This is a genomic window from Paenibacillus sp. FSL R10-2788, assembly GCF_038003885.1.
In the GTDB taxonomy this organism is placed as follows: Bacteria; Bacillota; Bacilli; order Paenibacillales; family Paenibacillaceae; genus Paenibacillus_AQ; species Paenibacillus_AQ odorifer.
The window spans coordinates 4,468,131-4,478,421 of record NZ_JBBOQA010000001.1 but is presented as its reverse complement, the minus strand read 5'-3'; the positions used below and the strand labels follow the sequence as shown (position 1 = coordinate 4,478,421).

Annotated in this window: 11 protein-coding genes; 8 read left to right on the top strand and 3 right to left on the bottom strand. The window is 41.0% G+C overall.

From position 1 onward, the window contains the following. Positions 1 to 72 precede the first annotated feature (72 nt). On the bottom strand, positions 73 to 1,698 hold the full coding sequence (locus NSQ50_RS19935; protein ID WP_076225094.1) for a cellulase family glycosylhydrolase: 1,626 nt from the start codon (positions 1,696 to 1,698) through the stop codon (positions 73 to 75). Between the two features lie 398 nt (positions 1,699 to 2,096). Between NSQ50_RS19935 and map the strand changes: the two genes are divergently transcribed. After that, the gene (gene map, locus NSQ50_RS19930; RefSeq protein WP_036685786.1) at positions 2,097 to 2,843 is read left to right on the top strand and encodes a type I methionyl aminopeptidase; all 747 of its coding nucleotides are present in this window, start codon (positions 2,097 to 2,099) and stop codon (positions 2,841 to 2,843) included. 54 nt (positions 2,844 to 2,897) lie between these two features. Here the strand turns inward: map and NSQ50_RS19925 are convergent, their stop codons facing one another. After that, positions 2,898 to 3,302, bottom strand: a complete 405-nt coding sequence (locus NSQ50_RS19925) for a CBS domain-containing protein (protein WP_038572361.1) — start codon at positions 3,300 to 3,302, stop codon at positions 2,898 to 2,900. A 176-nt stretch (positions 3,303 to 3,478) separates the two neighbouring features. On the opposite strand from NSQ50_RS19925, the gene NSQ50_RS19920 reads away from it, so the two are divergent. The 6 genes from NSQ50_RS19920 (at position 3,479) to NSQ50_RS19895 (ending at position 9,414) form a co-directional block, all read left to right on the top strand. Further along, on the top strand, positions 3,479 to 5,587 hold the full coding sequence (locus NSQ50_RS19920; protein WP_052097158.1) for a methyl-accepting chemotaxis protein: 2,109 nt from the start codon (positions 3,479 to 3,481) through the stop codon (positions 5,585 to 5,587). A 684-nt stretch (positions 5,588 to 6,271) separates the two neighbouring features. Continuing rightward, positions 6,272 to 6,472, top strand: a complete 201-nt coding sequence (locus tag NSQ50_RS19915) for a cold-shock protein (RefSeq protein ID WP_036685790.1) — start codon at positions 6,272 to 6,274, stop codon at positions 6,470 to 6,472. A 64-nt stretch (positions 6,473 to 6,536) separates the two neighbouring features. Continuing rightward, positions 6,537 to 6,764, top strand: a complete 228-nt coding sequence (locus NSQ50_RS19910; protein WP_036685795.1) for a hypothetical protein — start codon at positions 6,537 to 6,539, stop codon at positions 6,762 to 6,764. Positions 6,765 to 6,972: 208 nt separating this feature from the next. After that, on the top strand, positions 6,973 to 7,782 hold the full coding sequence (locus NSQ50_RS19905; RefSeq protein ID WP_038572355.1) for a GNAT family N-acetyltransferase: 810 nt from the start codon (positions 6,973 to 6,975) through the stop codon (positions 7,780 to 7,782). Between the two features lie 8 nt (positions 7,783 to 7,790). Continuing rightward, positions 7,791 to 8,894: an LCP family protein gene (locus NSQ50_RS19900; protein WP_051491411.1), complete on the top strand. Its 1,104-nt coding sequence runs from the start codon at positions 7,791 to 7,793 to the stop codon at positions 8,892 to 8,894. Positions 8,895 to 8,931: 37 nt separating this feature from the next. After that, positions 8,932 to 9,414 (top strand): DinB family protein, encoded by a 483-nt coding sequence (locus tag NSQ50_RS19895; RefSeq protein ID WP_051491412.1) that lies wholly within the window; start codon positions 8,932 to 8,934, stop codon positions 9,412 to 9,414. Here NSQ50_RS19895 and NSQ50_RS19890 read toward each other — a convergent pair. Beyond that, entirely contained in the window at positions 9,411 to 9,620 is a 210-nt protein-coding gene (locus NSQ50_RS19890; RefSeq protein ID WP_036685800.1) for a hypothetical protein, read from the bottom strand. The two genes, NSQ50_RS19895 and NSQ50_RS19890, sit on opposite strands and share 4 nt — an antisense overlap. Before the next feature lie 280 nt (positions 9,621 to 9,900). Here NSQ50_RS19890 and NSQ50_RS19885 point away from each other — a divergent pair, with 280 nt between their 5' ends. Next, positions 9,901 to 10,260 carry a hypothetical protein gene (locus NSQ50_RS19885; protein WP_036685802.1) on the top strand — a complete coding sequence of 120 codons (360 nt, stop codon included), beginning with the start codon at positions 9,901 to 9,903 and terminating at the stop codon, positions 10,258 to 10,260. Positions 10,261 to 10,291: the final 31 nt, after the last annotated feature.

Below are 10,291 nucleotides of genomic sequence, written 5' to 3'. Positions count from 1 at the left end.
TCTGCGCTACAACAGATCTAATTTTAAAAACCAGCAAGTCCCCAATCTTGGGAGGCTCGCTGGTTTATGTTTTTAAGGAGCGATGCCGGAGAGCAGTACATCGTTTTGATACAAGGTTACTTTGTTCCAAGTGCTGAAGGAAACTTTGGTTGGGTCGAACGAATAGTCATTTGCTTCATTGAAGTTAGACCAGTCGCTTTTATGCACTCGTAATTGGATTTCTCCTGACTGTCCACCGGCAGGTATGGAGCCCGCGCTAGCGTTGAAAGTAAGCTCAACATAAGAGTCGGCGTTCGTTCCACTAGTGGACCCAAGGGCAACCGATATATTAGAAGCACCGATCTGCGCCCAATCGATCACACCATTGAGGGAGGCGCTTCCATCTTTAGTAAAGTAATAACGAATTTTCAGTCCATTTAGATTGACTGCCGTTGTTCCGTTGTTATAAATGTTGAAGTAAGGTTTGATTGAGTTATCTGTAGCATTGGTATCTGCTGCACGGTAGTAAAGTGCCAGATTACTGGATGGCGAGCCGGTAGGAGTGGCTGTAGGTGTTACTGTTGCTGTTGGCGTAGCTGTTGGCGTTGGCGTAGCTGTTGGCGTTGGTGTTGGTGTTGGTGTAAGTGTTGGCGTAGGTGTAGGTGTAGGTGTAGGAGTTGTGCCACCATCCGGCACAGGTTGGTAACCAGGCGTTGTATAAATTTTATTAAGCACGGAGGTTGCTAAGGTTCCGTTTGCTCCATTAACGACTGTATTTCCCCAGTTGCTGAGTGTTCCTGCTGGACCGCTGGCTAGATCCAGATATTCGACGCCTCCGCCATTACCATACCAGGACCAGGCGAGCCATCCTACCTTTTTTTCCTTAGTGTAGCTCATAATGGTGGCTTCATCGACATCTCCACCCGTGTGCTTGTCACCGAATTCGCCGATAATCACGGGGGCTCCAATGGCCAAGGCACTATCGATATTGCTCTTAACGGTAGCAGCATTACCTCCGGCATATTCGTACATATGAATCGAGAAAATAGTATTTTTTAAGGTATCTGAATTATATACAGCCTGACCACTAGTGAAAATGGATTGTGGGTATTGACCCCATCCCGCTGCATCTACAACTAAAGTGTTCTTAATGCCCGCATTTCTTAACGCCGGAATTGCCGCTTGGTAACCACTGGCCCATGTTGCAGTGTTCCAAGAACCGTACCATTCATTAGCAATATTCACAATGACACGATCTTCTTTACCAATCAAAGCATCCTTGATGCTGATCCAATAGTTGACTGCAGCGTTAAGATCAGATGTGTTGTCTGAGCCAGTAGCATCATGCACTTCCAGCATGGCAATCAATTTATACTGATCACAAAGCTTAAGAATATTTTGGACATCCGCCAAGGTATCGAGAGACCACTTGCTGCCATTAGAAAGTACAATTCTGACGGTATTGGAGCCAGTGGCTGCAATGGCCGGTATTGCAGTAGCCAGATCGTTTTTGTACCAAGTGTGTGCATGATTAACCCCACGCATTACAAAAGGACTGCCGGTGGCATCATACAAAGTGGTACCGCTTACATAAAAGCCCTTAACAGAAGTGTTTGCTGCTGCTGCCTGCTGTTGAGGTAAAGAAATAGAAAGAGTAAGGATACTAATTAATACTAACAAACTGATTTTCCGGAACGAAAAATGCTTACTGAATTTCATCAACATTTCCTCCTTAATCAAATAGGGTTGCTTCTTAGATTATGCGTATCCTTCAGGTGGTTGCAGTAAATGCACTCAATTACAGGCATGTATCACCTCCTCAGTTATTTTGAATATAACATATAAAGGAATTTTTAGGAATAATAAATAATTTAACGATAACAATAATTTTATGTTTTATTAGAAAATAAGACGAAGTGCTGATCAGGCACTCGTCTTTCATCTAACATTATCATAAAAAATGATGTTATTTTTAGATTCAGGAAGGAAAATATAATTTTTTTTGACTAATGATTTGGATTTCTCGCGATTTTCTTTCATAATATAAAGGGTAAACTAAATACAAAAGAAGAACCGTTGCCCGAGAGCGATGAGTTCTGTACAGAAGAGGCGATATTATGATTATCATGAAAACGATGGAAGAGATCGAAAAAATGCGTGCGGCGGGAAAAATTCTCGCTGAATGTCATCGTCAAATTGCGCAAATTTTGCAGCCTGGTATTACGACCTGGGAAATTGATGAATTTGCAGAAAAATTTATATTGTCTCAAGGAGCTACTCCTGAGCAAAAAGGATATAATGGGTACCCGTACGCAACCTGTGCATCTGTAAATGATGTAATATGCCACGGATTTCCGAAAAAAGAGCCGCTAAAAGACGGGGATATCGTAACCATTGACATGGTTGTTAACTTAAACGGCTGGTTGGCAGATTCGGCCTGGTCTTACGGGATTGGCAATATTAGTGAACAGGCGACCAAACTTCTAGACACTACTAAGGAATCGTTATTCCGTGGAATCGAGCAGGCGGTTGCAGGCAACCGTATCGGGGATGTTGCGCATGCCATCCAAGTTTATGCAGAGTCTAACGGATTTTCTGTAGTACGTGATTTTATTGGCCACGGGATCGGTTCAGAAATGCATGAAGCTCCGGAAGTGCCTCACTATGGTCCAGCAGGGAGAGGGCCTCGTCTTAAAGAGGGGATGGTATTTACCATTGAGCCCATGCTGAACACAGGCAGTTACAGAACAAAAATTGATGCGGATGGTTGGACTGCGCGTACCATTGACGGTGGATTGTCAGCACAATATGAGCATACTTTGGCGATTACCCCACAAGGAACGATTATCCTGACTGAACTGTAATTTTGATGAAAAATAAAATGACCAGTCTCCGTATTGGAGATTGGTCATTTTTTATTAATCCGTAATGTTGCGAGTGTAATATTCAATGATATCTTTTCTCCTAATAATTCCAACAAATACACCCTCATTATCAATCACAGGAACGAAATTCTGATCCGCAGCGAGCGTCAGCATATCCTCCATTTCTGCATTAATGAGAACACTTTCGTTATGAACATGCTTTTGGATGTCACTTACTGGAACTTCCCCTATATTGTCAAAGGTTAAATCTGCTGTGTTTTTCAGCTTCCACAATAGATCACCCTCCGAAAGTGTTCCTACATATTTTCCTTCATTATCAATAATAGGGATAGCCGTGTAATGGTGCTGTTCTAATTGTTCTAAGGCTTCCAGCATGGATAGTGAGTTAGTGATATAGGCAACTTGATCTTTTGGCAACAAAAAAGAGGATATTTCCATCGGCATGAACTCCTTTGTATTATGTTTTTTTGATTAGGCTACTTTTATTTAAACATACTTTTGGAATGGATAGAATTTTAAATTTTCATCCCTTGAATTATAGGTAATAAGTCCTATTGAATAGAGGTCGTATTTTGTCGATTAAAGATATATTATCCTAGAGTGGAGTTGTTCAGATGGCATTGTATCGAAGGCTTTCTTTAACGTTTAAGTTTGTTATGGTGGTAAGTTTAGTAATTATTGTGATCTTTTTCTTTAGTTTAGTCGCAAACCTGGCTAATCTGCGTAGTGTGAGCATATCCAACGGTGAACTTCAGGCAGAGATCGCAGGGAAAAGTTATGCGGAGACCATTCAGAATAGAATGATAGACATTCAGTCGACGGGTGAAGCGCTCGCTGAGGTACTGATTGAATCAAGAGAACGTCAAACCTTGGACCGTGAAGATGTTGTTTCTACAATGAAAACTATGCTTGAGCACAGACCAGAAATTTTTGGGATGAGCATATTATGGGAACCCAATGCTTTTGATCAGAACGATCAGGCTAATATAAATAAGATGCCATATGATGACGGTACGGGGCGTTTTATTCCTTATGTCTTTAGAAATCAAGGTGCAATTAAGGTTGAACCCTTAAAAAATTACGATGTAGAAGGTGCGGGTGATTATTACCTTTTACCTAAAAAAGAGAAAAAACCGGTCTATATTGAACCCTATTCCTATGAGACGACTGGTGGAGCAATAGAGATGATTTCGGTCATGCTGCCGATTTTGGATAAAACGGGTGCTTTTCTTGGGACTGTAGGGTTCGATGTTTCGTTAACCCAATTGCAGGAAGAAGCTGTTAACTATAAACCTCTGGGAGGTTATGTTTCTTTAATCACTGGTAATGGCAAATATGCAGCCAATCCAAATGATCCTCAAAGTGTACTCAAAGAGTTCGGTGATACAGAAGATAAAACATTACTGTGGAAGCGTGTGAAGAATGGGGAGGCCACACTGGGATACACGATAAATTCCAAGGGAGAAGACGTGCTGCGGACTTTTGTTCCGATACCAATGCCTGGAAGTGACCAGGTCTGGTACACACAGACAGCGATTTCTAAGGATGTAATCATGGCTGATTATGAACAAGCCAAAACAGAATTTTTTATCATTATGATTATTGGTATTTTGATTTTAGCTGTTATTGTTGGTCTTCAGCTATGGTTGATGGTAGTTAAACCGCTTCGCTTGTTATCTGATAAATTGCAGCTGATGTCTCAGGGTGATTTGACTCAAACCCTGCAGGTTCGAAATGATGATGAATTCGGCAAGATGGCTACACATTTTAATCATATGACCCATAAGCTTCGAGAAATGTTTGGACTTGTTGCTGATTTATCAATGTCTGTGGGAGCTACCTCTGAAGAGCTGACAGCTAACGCTGAGCAGACTGGGAAAGCTGCTGAACAAATTGCTGTGGCAATTGGACGAGTAGCCGAAGGAGCGCAGCTGCAGAGTGATTATGCGGGTGATTCTTCAATGGCGATGAGCGAGCTGAATGTTGGAGTGCAACGGATCGCTGACTCTTCGTCATCGGTGTCTGCGTCTGCAGATGAGGTTACCGATCAGACGAAAAAGGGCAGTGCGCAGCTTCAAATGGCAGTGAACCAAATGTCAGAGTTAAAGCTGTCTGTGGATGAGACGAGTCTGGCAATCGAACGTTTAGGCGAACGATCTGCTCAGATCAGCGGGATTATAGGCCTGATTTCGAACATAAGTAAACAGACCAATCTGTTGGCACTAAATGCGGCTATTGAGGCGTCCAGAGTGGGTGAACATGGCCGAGGTTTTGCTGTAGTGGCCTCAGAAATTCGTATGCTGGCAGATCAGACTAAAAAAGCTGCCGAACAAGTTACTGCTTTGGTTGAAGATGTGGTGCAAGATACTAATCAAGCTTCACAAGCAATGGCTGTCGGCAATGAAAAAGTAATTCTTGGTGTGCAAAGTGTATCTGATAGTGATCTTTTATTTACTTCGATTCTGACAGAGATGACGCAGGTGACTGATCAAATCCAAGAGGTGTCCGCAGCTGCACAGCAGATGACCGCGGGTACGGAGCAAATTTCAGTTACAGTTAAACAATTAGCCGATCTTGCTTCGGAAGCTTCATCTGACTCCCAAAGTGTGGCAGCAGCCTCAGAGGAGCAGCTTGCTTCTATGGAAGAGATCTCAGCTTCGTCGGAGTCACTTAGCTCAATGGTGCAAGACCTGTTGGATAAATTGTCCTATTTTAAAATTTAAATTCCCTTTTCAAATTTTAGAAAAAGGGCTATCCCCTAAGCTATGAAAATGACTGCTGTGTCGAAAGCACATGCTTAGTCACTGGAAAATACGCTTAGTAACCTGCTAAGGGACACAGTGGTCCTTAAACGTAGGATTATCCGATATTTGGAATGTTATCGGACTCCAGTGCAGCTATTGGCCCAAAAAATGCTTAATATGAGCCTCTTTCCAAGGAATAACGTCGCTGGTGTCCGAATTCTAGCTGTAAAGGATAAAAACATGTAAATAACGTCAACTGAGTCCGAAAGCCCCGCAGGATAATGAAAGTGTAGTTGAAGCAGACCGCGAATGACCAAAAAACGCCGAACAGCGATTCTTCGAGAACAGAAGAATCGCTGTTTTGTTGATTTTAAGATTTTGAAAGTGAGGAGGTCAGTCTCCACTCGTAGAATCACTTATGACACAGCTCCTTCTTTCTTCCCATTTTGTTCATAATGCAGAAGAGTATCTATTTGGTGTTAGCTGTGCTATAATCAATCTATCGAAAGTATTTACCTGGCGAATTCACATAGCGTAGAGGGTTATTCTTTAGACGTTAATAACCTTGTACCATATGTGAATTTTTATTTTTTTAGAGATTTTGTAAGAGATTTTTTGAGGATAAGAATAACATGTAAATAAAAATAAGGTGGTAATTATATTATGCAAACAGGAACAGTGAAATGGTTTAACGCAGACAAAGGTTTTGGTTTTATCGAGGTTGAAGGTGGAGAAGATGTATTCGTACATTTCAGCGCAATTACTGGTGACGGATTCAAGTCCCTGGATGAAGGACAACGTGTAGAATTTAACGTAGTTCAAGGCAATCGTGGTCAACAAGCTGAGAATGTTGTAAAACTGTAAGTAGTAAAATGAATCCCCAAACGTATCGTTTGGGGATTTTTTTATAGAAAGGTGGCGGATGTAAATGCAGGTGTTTGAAGACTGGAATTTAAAAGTTAAGAAAACCTTTAACGCTACAAGTAACAAGGAAGTATTGACGGTATCTGAAGCGGGAAGCTTGCTTGGGCTGTCTAAAGATCAAATGAAAAGTTATGTAGATCAGCATAAGTTGACTAAAGTTCCGATCATGAGAAGTGTCGTCAGATATCTTTTACTGAAGAGCGAGATCGATATGATTGTGAAAAAAATCTAAGATCAGCATTAATAAATAGGGTAGACCAATCCTTGATAGGATATGGTCTTTTTTTGTCTCACAAATTTCTTATAAATAGAAACTTATCGACCCGAAGATCGTCTATAATAATGGGATATTTTAGGTAACGGTGTCATCCAGTAAAAAAATATTCTCACAAGCTGGTGGTTATCTATCAAAACATTACGTGATATCTAAGGAGAAAATTATGAAACGACTAGAGTGTAAAGATTATTACAAAGCAATTGAGCCTTTAGAAAATGTGAAAATAAATACGATGTTTGCTGAGTCAGTGGTGAAGCAAGTCATTGCTGGCAGCGTATATGTTGACGATATCGTTAACCCGCGTGCTTTTTACATTGCACACCCTTGTGGAATGTCTTTATTAATTGGAGAGTCGGATAATGAAGAGTTTAAGCGCGACCTTTTTGATTACATAACCAATAAAAATATGATTCGGCATCATCAAGAGTTGCTGCAGGCTGATCCAGCGGGAGGTTGGCCGGAAGTTATCGCTCATTGGAGTGAACAGGAAATGCTCCATAGAAATACAAGGGTCAACTTCAGCTTTAACCGCGAGAGATATCTGAACCAGAAAGCTTCTTATCTTAACCAAGACCTTGAAGTGGTGCGAATGAACAAAGAACGGTTTATGGCGGCAACAGGAGGTGTCAATCCTAAGGATTTTTGGAGGAATGAAGAGCAATTTCTTGCTGAGGGGCTGGGCTTCAATATTCTTGATGCTGGGGAAATTGCCTCTACGGCATTTTCGGGTTTTGTTAATGAGCATCAACTGGAAATTGGCATAGAAACCTCAGAAGCACATCGGGGGAAGGGCTATGCCTACGCTGTCTGTTCAGCCTTAATCGAATACTGTCTAGAACATCAGCTTGAGCCGGTGTGGGCGTGTCGTCTGGATAACGAAGGTTCTTTCAACTTAGCGCATAGATTAGGCTTTGAGACAACCTACATGATTCCCTATTACCGGCTGGTAGAATCCGTCATCAGGAAGGGTTAAGGATCCGAATGAAAAATAAACAGATTACCCATTCAGCTTCTTCTTTTTCTTTAAGTAGAATTGAGAAAAAGAAGGTGAAGAAGAAAACTAAGACCAGCAGGAAAAAAAAGATCTGGCTATTTATGCTTGCTATCGTACTTATTGCTGGGCTAGGATCTTATGTTTTTCGTAAAGAACTGCTGATTTTCGGATTTAATAATGTTGTGGCTCCGACTATTGAACACACGCTTGATGGGTCATACGTTCCTTTAAAAAATAATGAAAATGCTGAAGCTCCTGGATTCCAACCCACGACGGATAATAAGGATCGTCCATTTTCTATCCTCCTATTGGGTACTGATCAGCGGGGAAAAGAGAACGGGCTTTCTGATTCGATTATATATACTGTGATTCGGCCAGTTGATCATAAAGTATTGTTCGTGTCGATCCCTCGTGATTCCTATGCAGAAATTATCGGAGCGGAAAATGTTAAAGGAGCTAGGAAAGAAACCAAGATTAATGCAGCACATTCCTATGGCGGTCCTCAGATGAGTGTAGACACCGTTAAAAATTTATTAAACGCGCCTATCGAATATTACGCTACTATTAATTTCAACGGTCTTGTGGGCGTTACAGATGCTCTAGGGGGTGTTGAACTTCCGATTACCAAGGTGATTGAGAACAAGAGCCCGGATCATGAGAAATTAAGAATTGAACCGAACAAACCGATTTATTCTGGCGCTGAAGCATTAATGTATGTAAGATACCGTGAGGATTCTGATTTTAAACGAACGGAGCGGCAGCGGATCTTTTTGAAATCTGCGCTTGAACGGATGAAGAGAGTAGATAATATCCTTAATATACAGAAAATCATCGAAATAGCAGGCAGTAATTTCCAAACCAATATGAAGTCAGACTTTATTCTTGATTTGGCGAAAAGAGTAATTCTCGAGGGGGGTACTCCTGAGATCACAAGCCATATGTTGCAGGGTGAAGGCAGACGGAAGGATCAATGGTATTATATGCTTGACGAAAATGATGTGAAGCGTACCCATGAGTTGATTGAGATTTGGCTGAATCCTGACTCTACCGATATGGATCTGGCCGCAGCTTCTGCGGATGACGCAGCATAGATGTTGTGACTGAATTATTTTATTTTTCATGTGGAGGTTGATCTCTCTGGCTGCAAAAACAAATGAGCAAATGTTACTCGAATTTAAGTCCCTCATCCCGTTCGTAGAATCTTTAGGGGAAGTATCAGACAAACATTGGAATCAGCCTATTGCAGCTGGTAAATGGACTGTAAAGGATATCATCTGTCATCTCATGTTATGGGATAAATATTTTTATGAAGGTGCGATTAAGAAAATAATTCTCCGGGAACCGATCACAACTAAGCATTTGGATTTTAACGAGTTTAATGCTAACGCTGTAGAATATGCTAAATTATTATCTGAACAAACATTAATTGAACAATTTGTACGTTATAGAACTAAAATCATAGATGCAGCTGCAGGGTTAACGGAAGATGAATTCAATCAGGAATATAAGGACGGAGATCGCAAAAAATTCAGCGTTCGCAAGTATTTGAGAAGTTTTATCCCACATGATAAGCATCATAAAAAACAGATTGAGCAGTTCTTAAAACCTTAAACCTTGGCGCGGTTTTGAACTAACTTCATGGATTGGCGTATGAGGATAGGACCAAACATGCTTCCGGCAGAGGCGGCAATTAAGGAATGGAAGGGGAATTTTATAGCAAAATAAAAGACCCATCCAGCAACAATATCAATAAGGATGAACTTCTTGATCTCGGATAATGGAATGGTCACGAAGACAATGGATTGTTTGTTTCTCACAGCAATGACCTCCTAATTTTAAGAAAACATCTTATAAATCCACTGTTCATTCTATTTTGGAACTAAGATGTCCCATTCCGTCTAAATCTACAATCGAATCGTAAAAAAAAGGAAGTATGCCTTGCGGATCTTTTTCGCAAAGTGTACTTCCTTTTTTGTATGTGAGGATATTATCTGACTAATATTTGGCAGGGTATGGAAAGTCACAGAAGATATATTCAATCACTAGTACAATGTAAGCGTTGTCTTTTGTGAAAATATATCCTAAAGGAGCTAAGCTATGAGAGTGAAGAGACTATCTTTTAACCAGCTTGTGTTTATCTGTTTAGGTTTTCAATACTTGTTAATGCGTTTGTTCTCTGCCGGCGAGGCGATCGTTATCACATCGATAGAGCTAGTAATATATATTGTTTATACTGTCGCCACCCTTGCCGGATTGTTTCTCCGGAGCAGACGAATTGATAGTGAAGCTGTATCTGGGTTGTCGTCGTTATTTTTCAGCGTGTTATGGACGGTGTCTTTGTTCTCACAATTTCGGAAAGAAAGTTATCCAAATGCTTTAACAATCATTAATTCGCTGGGGGTGTCTTCAGCGGTAATCGTGATGCTCACACAATTTATTATTTTGGCCAAGGCTTAGGCTTTAGCTGAAAAAAAAGGCGGGTGCCCCA

What these genes read in the sequence shown, in the direction of transcription:
- NSQ50_RS19935 (WP_076225094.1), bottom strand. Translation starts at nt 1,698, where the DNA reads ATGAAATTCAGTAAGCATTTTTCGTTCCGGAAAATCAGTTTGTTAGTA.
- map (WP_036685786.1), top strand. Translation starts at nt 2,097, where the DNA reads ATGATTATCATGAAAACGATGGAAGAGATCGAAAAAATGCGTGCGGCG.
- NSQ50_RS19925 (WP_038572361.1), bottom strand. Translation starts at nt 3,302, where the DNA reads ATGGAAATATCCTCTTTTTTGTTGCCAAAAGATCAAGTTGCCTATATC.
- NSQ50_RS19920 (WP_052097158.1), top strand. Translation starts at nt 3,479, where the DNA reads ATGGCATTGTATCGAAGGCTTTCTTTAACGTTTAAGTTTGTTATGGTG.
- NSQ50_RS19915 (WP_036685790.1), top strand. Translation starts at nt 6,272, where the DNA reads ATGCAAACAGGAACAGTGAAATGGTTTAACGCAGACAAAGGTTTTGGT.
- NSQ50_RS19910 (WP_036685795.1), top strand. Translation starts at nt 6,537, where the DNA reads ATGCAGGTGTTTGAAGACTGGAATTTAAAAGTTAAGAAAACCTTTAAC.
- NSQ50_RS19905 (WP_038572355.1), top strand. Translation starts at nt 6,973, where the DNA reads ATGAAACGACTAGAGTGTAAAGATTATTACAAAGCAATTGAGCCTTTA.
- NSQ50_RS19900 (WP_051491411.1), top strand. Translation starts at nt 7,791, where the DNA reads ATGAAAAATAAACAGATTACCCATTCAGCTTCTTCTTTTTCTTTAAGT.
- NSQ50_RS19885 (WP_036685802.1), top strand. Translation starts at nt 9,901, where the DNA reads ATGAGAGTGAAGAGACTATCTTTTAACCAGCTTGTGTTTATCTGTTTA.